Here is a 15,124-nt window from a genome sequence, read left to right on the forward strand (position 1 = left end):
ATGAAAGTCATTTCTCTTATCCCTGCCCGTTTGGGTTCCACGCGCCTTGCGCAAAAGTTGATTCAGGATTTGGGTGGCAAAAGTGTGATTCAGCGGACCTATCAGAGTACTGTGGCAACAGGGCTTTTTGATGAGGTCTGGGTGGTGACGGATTCAGACTTGATTGAAAGCCAAATCAAGGAGCTTGGAGGCAAGGTGTATCGCAGTAAAAAAGAGCATCAAAGCGGTTCGGATAGAATTGCCGAGGCCGCTGAGGAGATCAAAGCCGATATAATTGTCAATGTACAAGGAGATGAACCACTTCAGGATCGTAAAACTTTAGCTGATCTTATCAAAGTTTTTGGATCAAGTGAGGTTCAAATGGCTAGCTTGAAATGCAGGATTTCTGAAGAAGAAGCAAACAATCCAAACGTGGTCAAAGTTCTCACGAATTCGGAAGGGGATGCGCTGTACTTTTCCCGATCCAAAATTCCCTTTGACCGAGATGGAAAGCTCCAAGTTCAATATTGGAAGCACATAGGGGTTTATGCTTTTCGGAGGGATACCTTGCTTAGATTTGCCCATAGTCCAAAGTCGGATCTTGAACAGATTGAAAGCTTGGAGCAACTGCGGGCATTTGATTTAGGAATTAAAATCAAAATGGTGGAAACTGAATTTCAACCGATTGCTATTGATACAGAGCAGGATTTGGAAAAAGCCAGAAATAGCTTTTCGTAAATAAATGACAGAATTATTATGCATTTGGCAATAAAATTGATCCGTCTCGCTTAAAATTTATAGATTTGCCGAGTTTATATCAAAGAATTAAAGAGTGTTTATGAAGAAATTTTTACAAGTGGGTTTTCTGCCCGTGGTTTTTTTGTTCCTTTTTAGTTGTGTTTCGAATGAAAAAATCATTTATCTCCAAAACCTCGAGAATGAAGAAGCGATCCCTGAGGGTCAGCTGATCAGTTACGATATCCCGGAATACAGACTTCAGTATAATGATATCATTGATGTGAATGTACAGACCATCGATGAGTTGATTCAAGGTGGTTTCAACAATAAAAATATACCTGGAAATAACCAGCAGATGCAAGTGGCTGGGCAGTCAGGTGGTGATATTTACTACATGACGGGATATACCGTGGATGCACTTGGCAATATTCGTTTACCGATCGTAGGTGAAGTGAATGTAAAGGACAAAACGATTGATGAAGCCCGGATTGAAATTGAGGAAAAGCTTAAAGCTTACGTCAAAACAGAATTGTACGTCAAGGTAAAGCTAGGAGGGATTCGATATTCTGCTTTAGGTGAATTCCGAAGACCTGGAAAATTCGTGGTGCTACAGGATCGAATGACAATTTTCGAAGCTATAGCCAATGCCGGTGACCTTAGCCCAGTTGCCAAAAGAGATGAGGTACTTTTGATTCGTCAGTATCCCGAGGGAACCCGACTTCATAAAATTGACTTGCTGGATAGACACATGATTGAGTCGCCTTTTTACTTTATTCAGCCCAACGATCAGATCTACGCAGAACCAATGAAAGTGAGGGAGATAGGAGCAGGTGAAAACGCCGCTGAATCCATTTCATTGGTGATTTCGGCTATTACCGCCTTAGCGTTGATTCTAAATTTGATTAATCTGTAAGTATTCGTATGTACTCCAATAATTCTGCAAACCCAAATCAACCACAAAATCCTTTTTTGTCCCAAAAAGAGGATGAAATAGATCTTAAGGTTCTCCTTTTTAACTATTTGCAATATTGGCAGTGGATTGCGATTGCCATGTTTTTGGGTGTATTAGTTGCTTTTTTATTTAATCGTTATAGCACTCCTATTTATAAGGTGGAGTCAAGTGTGCTGGTGGAGGATGATGAGCCTTCCTTGGGAATGGACCTTTTTGAGTCAGGAGGATTTCCTGGAATAGGTGGGAAAAGCAATATTGAGAATGAGATAGGTATTTTGAAGTCATATACCCTTGCGGAGGAATCCGTAGCAGAATTAAACCTGAATGTTGAATATTTCAGGGAGGAATTTCTTCGTAAACCTCGTCTTTACAATAATCTGCCCATTCTGGTTACAGTGGACTGGAGTACTAGACAGGTGGTTGGAGGATTATATCGCTTGGAGGTATTGGATGATTCGTCTTTTGAACTGACCATTGAAGAAGATGGGTTTTCTGTTTTTAACCCAAAAGATCCTTACTACAAATCCCAAATTGAAGATTTCCAGCTTCCTAGATCGATATTTTCATTTGGTGAAGAAATCAAAGGAGATCAATTTGCATTTACAGTGAATCAAATCTCTTCACTTCCAGGGGATGTTTTGTTTTTTAGATTGGTCGATACTCCTTCTCTAGCTCTAAAATATCGAGATGAACTTGCTGTCGCCCCCACGAATAAGCAATCAGCCATTCTTTCGCTTAGCTTGGAAACAGCCAATAGACGACTGGGTGAAGATTACATCAATAAGTTGATGGAAATGTATTTGAATAGAGAGCTCAAAGAGAAAAACAGAGCTTCGGAAAGTACTGTTCGCTTTATCGATGAGCAACTTTCGGGTATCTCTGATTCATTACGTTTCTCCGAAAACCGACTTCAAGAGTATAGAACGCAAAATAAAATCTTCAATCTCTCTGAAGAGGGTTCGGTGGTTTTTGAGCGACTAAACGAACTAGAAAAGGAGAGAAGTACCACTGAGTTGAGCTTAAAGTATTATCAAACTCTTCGAGATTACTTGAATAGTAATCAAACAGGCGATTTGGTGGCTCCTTCGATTATTGGTGTGACTGATCCACTTCTCAATTCTTTGGTGGAAACACTTTCTGAGCTTCAGGCTGAGCAAGTACGATTGAGTACAAACTTTACCGATCAAACTCCGGCTGTTCGGGAGAATTTAACCAGAATTGATAATACTAAGCGTGCGCTCCAGGAGAATGTGAATTCTGCGATTGGCAATACTCAGAATACGCTAAGCGATCTTAATAATCAAATTAGAGCTGCTGAGGCAAATATCAACTCTCTTCCAGAAACTGAGCGAAATCTGATCGGGATTCAGCGTAAGTTTACCATCAACGAAAATATTTACATCTACCTTCTTCAAAAGAAGGCAGAAGCCGAAATTACCAAGGCGGCTAATATGCCAAAAAATAGTATTCTTGATTCTGCAAAATCAGGGCAATTGCCAATAGCACCCAAAAAGTCCTTGAATCTCCTAATTGGTATGATTTTGGGCTTTATTGTTCCTATTGGATTTATCACGGTTAAGGATTTCTTGAATACGAAAATCGAGGATCCTAAGGAATTGGAAAATCAGTTAAAAGTACCATTGATTGGTATGATAGGAAGAAATAACTCTGAAGACGCCATACCAGTACTAAATAATCCCAGATCCACAGTTACGGAATCCTTCCGATCGCTTCGAGCGGATATGTCTTATCTAAGCCCAAATCGAAATAACCTAGCTATTTTATTTACATCTTCTATTTCTGGAGAGGGAAAGACATTTGTTTCCATTAATGTGGCCTCAGTTTATGCCTTGATGGGCAAAAAGGTGATTTTACTTGGACTTGATTTGCGAAAGCCGAAGATTGCTGATGATTTCAACCTACCCAATGAAAAGGGAATGAGTACCTGCTTGAGTAGTGATTTACATTGGCGAGAAGCCGTAAAACCTACAGGCTATAAGAATTTTGATGTGTTACTGTCTGGTCCCATCCCTCCTAATCCAGCAGAGCTTTTGCTTCAAGAGAAATTCGGGAAAATTATCAATGAAATTAAGGAGGCTTACGATGTAGTTATTTTTGATTGTCCTCCTGTTGGTCTTGTGTCTGAAACGAAGGAACTTTTTTCCTTCTCAGATATTAATTTCTTTGTTTTCAGGCAGGCTTATTCAATGAAGGGCAATACCCAGATTTTGAACAATTTGGTTGAAAAGGGCGGGGTTTCTAAAATGTACGCCATTCTTAATGATGTTCACGTGGACAAAGGGTATGGATACGGGTATGGCTATGGATACGGCTATGGATATAGCAACAATAGCTATGGCTATCATGAGGAAGTGCAGTTGCCGTGGTGGAAGCGGGCATTGAGACGCAAATAAGCACTGAAAGGACTTTTATAGTCAATCAAATGCATTATTTTGTGTATAAAAATTCATAGATCATTTTGGATATTTAATGAGTACAAAAACTACTCAGTTAACTATCTTTGAATAATAATTAGTGACGTAAGTAAAGCGTCCTCTCTATTTTCCTGGGCCGAAAATGGCCAATTTTGCAGGCTAGGTCTTGTTTTTGAGTTGCTAACCCGAATTTTATTTTGGGTGAAAATTTCAAAAATGGGACTGAAAGGGCGAAGCTTTATCAAGGGAGCAGCAAGTACCTCGAGGCCATTCTAGATTAAAGTTTAATTGTTTAAAGGTTAGGCCTTTCGTAGTCAATGCTGATCGCTTAAGGTTTAACTGTTTAAAGTTTAACTCTTCTACATTTAAACCCTTAATCAATTAATAAATTAACCCTTGAAAATTGACCTTTTTTAAATTAAATCATTAGCCATTCTAATGAGCACAATTAATGTAATCCTTTCTGGTGGTGTAGGATCCAGACTTTGGCCTTTGTCTAGAAAGAGTCGTCCTAAGCAATATCTTCCGTTATTTCAAGGGAAAACACTTTTTCAAAGTACGGTCTCTAGAAATAGCGGATTCTGTGATTCAATTTTGGTAGTAGGAAACAAGGATAATTTTGAGTTATCGAGAATAGACCTCGAAAAAGAAGGCATACAAGATTTTATTGAAATTGTTGAGGCCTGCCCTAGGAACACTGCGGCTGCCATTGCATTTGCTGCTTTTGCCTCAGCACCTGAAGACATACTGTTTATTACCCCTTCAGATCACTTGATTGATGCTTCAGATCTGTATTCTAACGCTATATCAAGGGCACTGGAACTGGCGAAAAAAGGATCTATTGTCACTTTTGGCTTAAAGCCAAAAAGCCCCGAAACTGGTTTTGGATATATTGAAGCGAAAGAAGAAGAGGTACTTTCTTTTAGAGAAAAGCCAAACGTAGAGACCGCTCGTGCCTTTTTGAATGCGGGAAATTTTTATTGGAACTCAGGAATGTTCTGCTTTATGGCGGGGGTTTACCTAGGTGAGTTGCAGAAGTTTGAACCAGAAGTATTTACCAAATCAAAGGAGGCATTTCTTGCTTCAAGTGATGGTCAATTAGATTTTAATTTATCAATGGCTATTCCTTCCATTTCTGTTGATTATGCAGTTATGGAGAGGACCGATAAAATCAAAGTTGTTCCTTCTAATTTTCAATGGTCGGATATGGGATCATTTGAATCTGTCTATGAGTATTTGGTTAATGCTGGTCATGAAGCTGACGAAAATGGGAATTTGGTAATAGGCATGAACAAGCACACAGAGTTTATAGGATTAGAAAATACGATCTGGATTCATACTCCTGATGCCAATTTGATTTTGAAAAAAGAAAAGTCCCAGGAAGTAAAAGAAGTTTTTGAGCGCTTGGAGAAGAGTAATCCTGAGTTAGTTTAAAGGTTGAATAGCTTAAGGGTTAATCGATTTGTGGTGCATTACATTTATTCTTTCGAAAAACTTGATGTCTATAAGCTTGCGAGAAAATTTAGAGTTGAGATTAAAGCGTTGACTTTAAATTTTCAAAAGGATGAAAGATTTGAGTAAACCGCTCAAATAAGAAGGTCGAGCTCCAGTATAGCTACAAATCTAGCGGAGGGTTCAGGAAGGGCTAGTTTAAAAGATCAGGCCTATTTTACTAACATTTCATTTGGGTCTGCTTTGGAAACTATTGATCATTTGAGTTATTCTTTTGATATGAAATATATTGATGAAGTTCAATATAAATTGTTAAGAATCAAGCTTGATGAAATAATCAATAAACTAAATGCTCTTTATAAGTATCAAATAAATTCAACTCAAGATTTGAAGTCTAGGGTAAAAAAATGATGCTTGATTTTTATTAACCGCTTAATCATTAAACAGTTAAGCCTTTATTTGAAAAGAACGTTTTGAGAACTAAAAAAATTTATATCGCCGGACATCGTGGAATGGTGGGGTCAGCTATATGGAGGGCTTTGGAGAAAGAAGGGTACAACAATTTGATTGGGAAAACCTCATCTGAATTAGATCTTAGAGATCAGAATGCCGTCATAGAGTTTTTTGAAAAGGAGAAACCTGATGTAGTTATTGATGCAGCGGCTCGGGTAGGAGGGATTTTAGCTAACTCTAATTACCCCTACCAATTCTTAATGGAGAATATGCAGATTCAAAATAATCTCATTGATTCCTCATTAAAATTTGAAGTTCAGAAATTTATCTTCCTTGGGTCATCCTGTATTTATCCAAGACTAGCCCCTCAACCTTTGAAGGAAGACTATCTTCTTTCAGGAGCCTTGGAACCCACGAATGAATGGTATGCGATAGCGAAAATAGCGGGCGTGAAAGCATGTGAAGCGATCAGAAAGCAATTTGGAAGAGATTATATTTCCTTGATGCCGACCAACTTATATGGGCCCTTTGATAATTTTGATTTAAAAACATCGCATGTTTTGCCTGCTATGATTCGAAAATTTCATGAGGCAAAAATTGCTGGTAATCTACCAGTAAAATTATGGGGCTCTGGTACACCACTTCGAGAGTTTCTACATGTGGATGATTTGGCGGATGCAGTTGTCTTTGCTTTGGATAATACTTTTGAAGACAATCTATATAATGTGGGTACTGGAAAGGATCTTCCAATTAAGGAATTGGCCAGTTTAGTGCAAAATGTTGTCGGCCACACAGGAAAAATGGTGTGGGACACTTCCAAACCTGATGGGACTCCGAGAAAGCTTATGGATGTAAGCAAAATGGAGAAAGTCGGTTGGAGTGCCAAGATTAGCTTGGAAGAGGGGATCCAATCAACCTATCAGTGGTTTTTGGAGAATCAGCAGAACTTTAAAGAGGTTAAAATTTAGTGGCCAATCAATTGAAACTTTGAAAGCAGCAATACTTCTTACGTGCTTCAATCGATCAGAAAAGACCAAGGCATGTCTAGAAAACCTGTTTGCCCAAAAATTGCCAAATGATCTGGATCTTTCGGTATTTGTTTGTGATGATGGATCAACAGATGGTACTTCAGATATGATAAATAATGATTTTCCTTATGTATCTGTTGTGAAGGGAAATGGTTCCTTATACTGGGGGGGAGGAATGAATTTAGCATGGTCTGAGGCCAAAAAGAGTCAGGATTTTGATTTTTACATTTGGCTAAATGATGATACTTTCCTTAATGAGAATGCTTTCTTAGATTTTTTTGAAGACTACACTAGTATAAATAAGACGGTGATTTTGTCGGCTTCTTGCTCCAAGCCTAATACCGAGGAATTTTCCTACGGAGGTCTTTCTGATGTAGGGCCAATCCTTCCAAATGGCAAACCACAGAAAGTGAAATATATCAATGGAAATTTAGTCTTGATCCCAAGAGAGATTCATCAGGCAGTGGGGAAGATTTCAAAGAGTTATACACATTACTTGGGAGACTATGATTATGGTTTAAGGGCAAAGGCCGCTGGTTTTGATTGTTATACCACTTCAGAGTATATCGCAGAATGTGATGTAAATGAAATTCCATACTGGGGGGATCCTAATTTGCCCCTAGCAAAGAGATGGGAAATGGCGCATAGCGTGAAAGGACTAGCAATCAGAGAGTACTTAGCCTTTAAAAAATACCATCACGGTTCTGTTGTAGCATTTAAAACCTGGGTAGATACCTATTTGAAAATCATGTTTCCATCGGTATATACCAAACTCAGAGGAGGCCAAATCTCCAAGAGTGAATCGAAAAATTAAGAGCGCCAAGTGAAGCTATATTCTGACAGTTTTTTGCTAGTTTATTCTTCTCTTTCCTTCACTCTTATATTGTTCCAAAAGTGAAGATTGCTTTTGATAATCAGATATTTACCAAGCAGTCCTACGGTGGGATTTCTAGAATTTTTGCAAACACGGCCGTTGAACTTGAACAGTTAGGAGTGGGAGTGAGAATTATTGGTGGATTTCATATCAATAACTATTTGAAGGAGCTTCCTAAATCAATTACTTCAGGAAAATATATTGAGAGTTATCCAAAAAGGTCACTACGGGTATTTAACCAACTAAACAAAGCATGGTCTTCACTCGAAGCCAACAAGTTTAAGCCGGATATCATACATGAAACCTATTTTTCTTTTGATAGCCCAATTAAAAAAAAGAAGCCTGTAGTAGTAAGTGTGTATGATATGATCCAGGAGATTTTCCCCCAGCTCTTTCCTGAATACGAATTAACCACTCCAGAAAAAAAAGCCTCTTTGGAAAGAGCAGATCATATTATTAGTATTTCGGAACATACCAAAAATGACTTGGTCAATCTTTTTGGAATCCAACCTGATAAAATATCAGTGGTGCATTTAGCTGCAGATACGCTTTCTCAGGCTACCGCAAATGATTACAAAGAGCCTGAAAGACCTTTCTTTCTTTATGTGGGTGGTCGAAGAGGCTATAAGAATTTTAAATCCCTTTTAAGGGCCTTTGCAAGTTCAGAATTGCTTGTAAAAGATTTTGACATCATCGCATTCGGAGGAATGCCTTTTGAAAAAGAAGAAGTAGAACTTTTCCATGAGCTAGGGCTCAATGAAAATAAAGTTAGACATGAATCAGGGGCGGATTCCTATTTGGCTTTTTTGTACTCCAAGGCATTTGCATTCATCTATCCCTCACTTTATGAGGGCTTCGGAATACCTCCACTGGAGGCTATGGTCAACCATTGCCCGGTAATTAGTAGCAATACCAGTTCTATGCCTGAGGTGATTGGGGATGCAGCATTATTTTTTGATCCGAGAGAGAAAGAGGAGATGAAAAATCAAATGGAAAGGCTTGTTTTGGACTCAAAACTACGTCAAGACCTAATCAAAAAGGGTCTTTCTCGAAGTGAAAATTTTTCCTGGAAAAAAACAGCAATGGAAACGAATAAGGTTTACCAAAAAGTGCTCGCCTCCTGATGAATCAAAAAACAGCGCTTATCTGTGGGGTTTCCGGACAGGATGGTGCCTATTTGGCTCAATTTCTCTTAGATAAATCTTACCAAGTCTACGGAACATCTAGGGATGCACAAGGCTCATCCTTTCGGAATTTGAAGACACTGGGAATTAGAGATCAAGTACATTTGCTTTCCATGGATCCTGAAGATTTTCGATCAGTATTGGTGGCTATTAGAAAATCAAGACCTGATGAATTGTATTTTTTGGCTGGGCAATCATCTGTGGGCTTATCATTTGAGCAGCCTGCAGAAACGATTAAAAGCTTTACTATTGGCATTCTGAATGTATTGGAAGCGAGTAGAATGGTCGATTTCCCTATTAAAGTTTACCATGCGGGCTCTTCTGAGGCTTTTGGAGATACGAATGGAGTCGCAGCCACGGAGGAAACACCATTTAAGCCGAGAAGCCCATATGGCTTAGCCAAGGCATCTTCCACCTGGTTGGTGGATAACTATAGAGAGGCATATAAAATATTTGCTTGTACAGGAATTTTGTTCAACCATGAATCTCCTTTACGACCAGAGCGATTCGTTACTCAAAAGATCATCCAAACAGCAAAAAGAATTGCGAAGGGAAGTGATGAGAAGTTGGTTTTAGGGCGTATGGATATTTCCAGAGATTGGGGCTGGGCACCTGAGTACGTGAAAGCCATGTGGCTGATGCTTCAGCAGGATAAAGCAGAAGATTATATCATTGCTACAGGGCATACTCATAGCCTAAACGATTTTGTAGAGTTGACTTTTGATTCTTTAGGCCTCCAGGCAAGAGATCATGTGAAGCAAAGTAAGGAGTTAATGCGCCCCACAGATTTATTAATAAGCAAAGCTGATCCATCGAAGTCTCGGAAAAAACTGGGGTGGGCGGCTAATTATGCTTTGAAAGAAGTAGTTCAAGAGATGCTAAAGGATGCCGCGAAAGATTAGAGAGATTGAGCAGGTGTTTTGAATTGTAAAATTTGCAATAGTCATCATTCGGTTACCTTCCAAGCAAAGATTCTTGGGAAGTATGACATAACTTACTTCCATTGTCAGAATTGTGATTTTGTGCAGACAGAAGACCCCTACTGGTTGAAGGAAGCGTATGAGAAGTCGATAAATAATTCGGATACTGGGTACATGTTCAGAAATAATCTGTTTGCCAAGAAATTAACCATTCTACTGTATTTGCAATTTGGAGACTCTGGTAAGTTTTTGGATTATGCTGGTGGTTATGGAGTCTTCGTCAGGTTAATGAGAGACATCGGTTTTGATTTTTATTGGGCAGACAAATACACCGATAATTTATTTGCCCAGGGCTTTGAATATGATTCTTCCCAAAAATATGATGCCGTTACCTCATTTGAAGTTTTTGAACACTTTGAAGACCCTGTTCAGGAGATCAGGAATTTATTCGATTTATCCGATACGATTATTTTTTCAACAGAGCTGCACCCAAATCCTTTACCTAAACCTGAGGACTGGTGGTACTATGGGGTAGAACATGGTCAGCATATTGCTTTGTATTCAAAAAAAACCTTGCAACATATAGCACAAATGGTCAAGTGCAGGTTCTATAGCGTAGCGGGATTACACATTTTAAGTAAAACCCCTATTTCACTCAAACATTTGAAGTCAACCAAATATTCTAGGTTCGGTTATCATAAGTGGATAGGGAAAAAATTACACTCAAAAACTTGGTCAGATCATCAATTTATGGTGTCCAAAGCCAATGATGGTATAACCAAGGATATTTTGGAGGCTGTGTCCAAACATAAAAATTAAACTTAAATCAAATTAGAATGCGGATTTAGTATTCTAAGGTTAAAATTATAGAATGAAAAAAGCATTAATCACTGGTGTAACAGGCCAGGACGGTTCATATTTGGCAGAACTTTTATTAGAAAAAGGATATGAAGTACATGGCATTAAGCGCCGAGCCTCCTCCTTCAACACCCAGCGAATCGATCACCTATATCAAGATCAGCATGAAAATCATGTAAGTTTTTTCTTACACTATGGTGATTTGACGGATTCCACCAATATTATTCGAATTATTCAGGAAGTTCAACCGGATGAGATCTATAACCTAGGAGCAATGAGCCATGTAAAGGTTTCCTTTGATTCTCCAGAGTATGTTGCTAATGTAGATGGTATCGGTACCCTAAGAGTCCTTGAAGCTGTCCGTATTTTGGGGCTAGAGAAAAAAACTAGAATTTATCAGGCTTCCACTTCCGAACTATATGGCGGAATGCCTGAGAATAAGAATGAAAAGGGTTTTTATGATGAAAATTCACCTTTCTACCCTAGATCTCCCTACGGTGCTGCAAAAATTTATGGATTCTGGATTACCAAAAACTATAGAGAAGCATACAATATGTTTGCGTGTAATGGGATTCTCTTCAATCATGAGTCGCCTAGAAGGGGAGAGACCTTTGTAACACGAAAGATCACCATGGCAGCTGCAGCAATTGCTTTAGGTAGGCAGGATTGTCTGTACTTAGGAAACTTAGATGCAATACGGGATTGGGGACATGCAAAAGACTATGTGAAAGCCATGTGGCTGATTTTGCAGCAAGAGAAACCAGAAGATTACGTGATTGCAACAGGTAAAACATCAAGAGTAAGAGATTTCGTAGAAATGGCCTTTGGGCATGTAGGCTTCAAAATCCGATGGGAAGGTGAAGGAGTCAATGAAGTTGGAATCTTAGATTCTATCGACGAGGAGAAATACCTCGCGGCGACAGGGAGGAAGTTGAATGTTAAAGGTTCAACGTTAAGTGTTCAAGAAGTAGATATAAATACTGAATCAGATAGCCACAGTGTAACCCTTAACCAATTAACCATTAACCTGAACGACGTAGTCGTTCGTGTGGACCCCGAATATTTTCGCCCCACCGAAGTCGATCTTCTTATAGGTGACCCAACAAAATCCAAAACTCAATTAGGCTGGGAGCCCGAATACGATTTAGAAGGATTAGTTGAAGATATGATGAAAGGGGATTTAACCGTTATGAGCAAAATTATTTAGACAATCATTGATTCGCGTTATTAAAAGTAGCTTAGCCAAACTAGATATTCATACTTTAGAGGTATTAAAAAAATCATCATCTTCGCTATTGGTGAAGATCTTAGGAATGGTGGCAGCTTTCGTGGTGAGTATTATCTTAGGGCGTACCATTGGACCAGATGGTTTGGGGATTATAACCTTGGCCAATCAAATTGTATCAATAGTCTTAATATTTGGTATGTTAGGAATGGATAATGTGATTTTGAAAGAAATTTCTATTTCATACGAAAACAAAGATTGGCAACACATAACCAATACCATTTATACAGCCCTTCGAATAAATATCCCCCTTGCCTTAAGTATTACTGTAATATTTATTTATTTGGCCCCTTGGCTAACTATAAATATATTTAATGAACCAGCATTAAATGCTCCTTTAATCATTGCCTTGTTGGTCGTTTTACCCCAAATAGTTTCGCGTATTTTTGCTTCGGGAATAAATGGATTTAGGAAAATTTGGCAAAGCAATTTGGTAAATGATACCTTGAGTGTTGGTGTAGTGGCAATTGGACTTATAATTTTGTTATTTTTTAAAATCCAAATAACAATAATAAACGTAGCCATTCTATATGCATTGGGAAGAGTGGTTGTAATGATTGCCGTGACTACTTATTGGAATCATTTGTTTAAATTTTCAGCTAAACGAAACTCTGTAAGTCGTAAGATGCTAAAAGTGGCTTTACCACTATTGGCAGTATCTGCAACCAATATGATTTCCAGTAATGCGGATACAGTAATGCTTGGTTGGTTGAGTAATACTCGTGAAGTAGGGTTTTATAGTGTGGCCGCAAGATTGGCATTGTTAACGAGTTTTTTTCACATTGTAACAACCTCTAGCCTTACTCCCAAAATCGCATCACTTTATGGGCAGAATAAGACAGTAGAATTACAAAAAATGGTGCAACAGGTTACCAAAGGATTAGGTTTAATAGGTTTTGCGGGAGTGATTGTGTTTGTTTTTGCGGGTAAGTTTATTCTAAGTTTGTGGGGAAATGAATTTACAATAGCATATTTTCCATTGATCATAATAGCTATTGGCCAGTTTTTCAACATTGCCACTGGTGCGACCGGTATAATCCTTATTATGTCAGGTAATGAAAAGCTTGTTGGTTATGTTTCAATATTTGCTGTGATTCTAAATTTATTATTAAACTATATTTTTATACCTAAATATGGTGCTGTTGGTGCAGCTTTTACTACAGCGATTACAATTTCATTTTCTAATTTAATTAAACTTTTATTAGTGAAATGGAGACTAAAAATTTGGACAATCCCTTTTATTAATAATTAATTGAGCGTTTTATGAGAAAAAAAATATTTGTAGTAGGAACTGGAAGATCAGGAACTCATTGGTTAGGTTATATACTTAAATCTTCCAATGAGCTAAAAGTAGATATTGAAAAATGGCCAATTTTTCCTTTGGTGACACAAGCTGCGGTTAATTATAAGAAGCGTTATTTTTATCTTCCATTAATAATTCTATATTACAATTTGAAAAGTTTTTTTTCTCAAAAGATTCTTGTTGATAAGAGTCACCCGAATTTATGGATAGCAAATTATTTGATTAAGTATGTTCCGAACAGTTTTTTAGTGGGAATTTTACGAAGTCCACATGCGACTGTCTCAAGTATGCTTAGACATCAAGGTGTTATGAATTGGATTTATAATTGGAAAAAATACCCAGTACCGAATGAGTTTTTGGGAATTACGAACGATAACTATCAATTTTATGATAATCTTTCATTGGAGGAAAAATGTACAATGAGATGGGTTGCCCATAAAATCAAAATGCAGCAAATAGCCAATATTTATCCAGATAGATTTTTTATGATTGACTATGAAATGTTATTTGATAATCATGAAGTTATTTTGAATCAACTATCTATATTTTTGAATTTAAAAGAGAAATTTGAAAGCCCAAAAATAAACTATGAATCTAGATTCAAATGGAGAGATAATCTAAACAAAAAACAGGTTGACAATATTAATAGTATCTTAAAGAGGTATAAATTTGAGGAATTTATTGAATGTTTATAAATCTTTAATCCACACATACAAATTAATCATTTTTATATTATGAAGGAAAAATTTATATTTCTTTTTTGGAGTAAATCAAAGAACAATAATAATTTTGGTGATGAATTATCTTATTATATTGTAAATAAACTAACCTCTGTTAAAGTCTATTCTATCTACCCTACATGTTCAAATCCGAGTTCAAATTTTTTAAAAAAATCTATTTCTTTTATGAGGATTTGTTTAAAAAATGGGATCAAGGATACTATTAAATTTTTATATCGACGAAATAAGGATCATATTCTTGGATTGGGAAGTATCATTAATAGAAGTAATGAATATTCAATTGTTTGGGGATCGGGCATCATTTCAAGAAATGACAAAATTTGCCCAAAATCTAGATTCTTAGTTGTTCGAGGGAAATATACCCAAAATAGATTGAGAGATTTGGGGATCAGTTCTCCAGAATACATAGGTGATCCTGGGATTCTTATTTCTAAGATTTATAATACGAAAAAGACTAATAATTTTATGGTTGGAATCATTCCCCATAAGATTGAATTTGATCTTTTTAATAATTTGATGTTAAATGATAAGTTGAAAGTAATTAATTTAAACTCAGCTGAAGTGGAAGAAACCATAAATGACATTTGTTCTTGTGAATATGTGATTTCAAGCTCATTGCATGGAATCATTACAGCACATAGTTATGGTATTCCAGCGTTGTGGGTATCATTTGGTAGGAAGCTTAGTGGTGATAATATTAAATTTTTAGACTATTTTTCATCTGTAAATTTAGACATAAGTTCACCTTTATTAATTGAGCCTTCAAGTTATTCTTCTAAATTTTTTATGGAATTAGTTAATAATGGTAATTTTGTTTGTCCGAAAAAGGAAGTGATGGATTCCATAGCCCATGACCTTATTCAAAATTTCCCATATCAAAAAGCAATCAGGAAAGAATATTTTTTAATATAATATTATTTGGT

General features: G+C 37.2%; 14 protein-coding genes. All 14 read left to right on the plus strand.

Annotated features, from left to right (window positions below; genetic code table 11):
- The 14 genes from kdsB to ACFOSV_RS12190 all read left to right on the plus strand — a co-directional run bounded on the left by kdsB (position 1) and on the right by ACFOSV_RS12190 (position 15,113).
- Positions 1-717: a 3-deoxy-manno-octulosonate cytidylyltransferase gene (gene kdsB / locus ACFOSV_RS12125; protein WP_377906280.1), complete on the plus strand. Its 717-nt coding sequence runs from the start codon at positions 1-3 to the stop codon at positions 715-717.
- A gap of 100 nt (positions 718-817) precedes the next feature.
- Complete coding sequence (locus tag ACFOSV_RS12130) at positions 818-1,630, plus strand: polysaccharide biosynthesis/export family protein (protein ID WP_377906281.1); 813 nt, start codon at positions 818-820, stop codon at positions 1,628-1,630.
- 8 nt (positions 1,631-1,638) lie between these two features.
- Positions 1,639-4,083, plus strand: a complete 2,445-nt coding sequence (locus ACFOSV_RS12135; protein WP_377906282.1) for a GumC family protein — start codon at positions 1,639-1,641, stop codon at positions 4,081-4,083.
- Between the two features lie 459 nt (positions 4,084-4,542).
- Complete coding sequence (locus ACFOSV_RS12140) at positions 4,543-5,538, plus strand: mannose-1-phosphate guanylyltransferase (RefSeq protein ID WP_377906283.1); 996 nt, start codon at positions 4,543-4,545, stop codon at positions 5,536-5,538.
- 156 nt (positions 5,539-5,694) lie between these two features.
- Complete coding sequence (locus ACFOSV_RS12145) at positions 5,695-5,967, plus strand: four helix bundle protein (protein ID WP_377907303.1); 273 nt, start codon at positions 5,695-5,697, stop codon at positions 5,965-5,967.
- A 62-nt stretch (positions 5,968-6,029) separates the two neighbouring features.
- On the plus strand, positions 6,030-6,977 hold the full coding sequence (locus tag ACFOSV_RS12150) for a GDP-L-fucose synthase family protein (RefSeq protein WP_377906284.1): 948 nt from the start codon (positions 6,030-6,032) through the stop codon (positions 6,975-6,977).
- Positions 6,978-6,996: 19 nt separating this feature from the next.
- Positions 6,997-7,851: a glycosyltransferase family 2 protein gene (locus tag ACFOSV_RS12155; RefSeq protein ID WP_377906285.1), complete on the plus strand. Its 855-nt coding sequence runs from the start codon at positions 6,997-6,999 to the stop codon at positions 7,849-7,851.
- 80 nt (positions 7,852-7,931) lie between these two features.
- On the plus strand, positions 7,932-9,035 hold the full coding sequence (locus ACFOSV_RS12160; protein ID WP_377906286.1) for a glycosyltransferase family 4 protein: 1,104 nt from the start codon (positions 7,932-7,934) through the stop codon (positions 9,033-9,035).
- Positions 9,035-9,997, plus strand: coding sequence for a GDP-mannose 4,6-dehydratase (locus tag ACFOSV_RS12165; RefSeq protein WP_377906287.1), 963 nt, complete (start codon positions 9,035-9,037; stop codon positions 9,995-9,997). Before ACFOSV_RS12160 ends, ACFOSV_RS12165 begins: the two co-directional genes overlap by 1 nt.
- A 120-nt stretch (positions 9,998-10,117) precedes the next feature.
- Entirely contained in the window at positions 10,118-10,834 is a 717-nt protein-coding gene (locus ACFOSV_RS12170; RefSeq protein ID WP_377906288.1) for a class I SAM-dependent methyltransferase, read from the plus strand.
- A gap of 52 nt (positions 10,835-10,886) precedes the next feature.
- Positions 10,887-12,080, plus strand: a complete 1,194-nt coding sequence (gene gmd / locus ACFOSV_RS12175; protein ID WP_377906289.1) for a GDP-mannose 4,6-dehydratase — start codon at positions 10,887-10,889, stop codon at positions 12,078-12,080.
- A 7-nt stretch (positions 12,081-12,087) separates the two neighbouring features.
- Positions 12,088-13,410 (plus strand): flippase, encoded by a 1,323-nt coding sequence (locus tag ACFOSV_RS12180; protein ID WP_377906290.1) that lies wholly within the window; start codon positions 12,088-12,090, stop codon positions 13,408-13,410.
- 11 nt (positions 13,411-13,421) lie between these two features.
- Positions 13,422-14,156, plus strand: a complete 735-nt coding sequence (locus tag ACFOSV_RS12185; protein WP_377906291.1) for a sulfotransferase — start codon at positions 13,422-13,424, stop codon at positions 14,154-14,156.
- A gap of 39 nt (positions 14,157-14,195) precedes the next feature.
- Positions 14,196-15,113, plus strand: coding sequence for a polysaccharide pyruvyl transferase family protein (locus ACFOSV_RS12190; RefSeq protein ID WP_377906292.1), 918 nt, complete (start codon positions 14,196-14,198; stop codon positions 15,111-15,113).
- Positions 15,114-15,124 lie beyond the last annotated feature (11 nt).

Source organism: Algoriphagus namhaensis (assembly GCF_042649705.1).
Lineage (GTDB): Bacteria > Bacteroidota > Bacteroidia > Cytophagales > Cyclobacteriaceae > Algoriphagus > Algoriphagus namhaensis.

Bases quoted from the DNA above. Each gene is read 5' to 3' on its own strand.
- kdsB (WP_377906280.1), top strand. From the start codon at position 1: ATGAAAGTCATTTCTCTTATCCCTGCCCGTTTGGGTTCCACGCGCCTT.
- ACFOSV_RS12130 (WP_377906281.1), top strand. From the start codon at position 818: ATGAAGAAATTTTTACAAGTGGGTTTTCTGCCCGTGGTTTTTTTGTTC.
- ACFOSV_RS12135 (WP_377906282.1), top strand. From the start codon at position 1,639: ATGTACTCCAATAATTCTGCAAACCCAAATCAACCACAAAATCCTTTT.
- ACFOSV_RS12140 (WP_377906283.1), top strand. From the start codon at position 4,543: ATGAGCACAATTAATGTAATCCTTTCTGGTGGTGTAGGATCCAGACTT.
- ACFOSV_RS12165 (WP_377906287.1), top strand. From the start codon at position 9,035: ATGAATCAAAAAACAGCGCTTATCTGTGGGGTTTCCGGACAGGATGGT.
- gmd (WP_377906289.1), top strand. From the start codon at position 10,887: ATGAAAAAAGCATTAATCACTGGTGTAACAGGCCAGGACGGTTCATAT.
- ACFOSV_RS12185 (WP_377906291.1), top strand. From the start codon at position 13,422: ATGAGAAAAAAAATATTTGTAGTAGGAACTGGAAGATCAGGAACTCAT.
- ACFOSV_RS12190 (WP_377906292.1), top strand. From the start codon at position 14,196: ATGAAGGAAAAATTTATATTTCTTTTTTGGAGTAAATCAAAGAACAAT.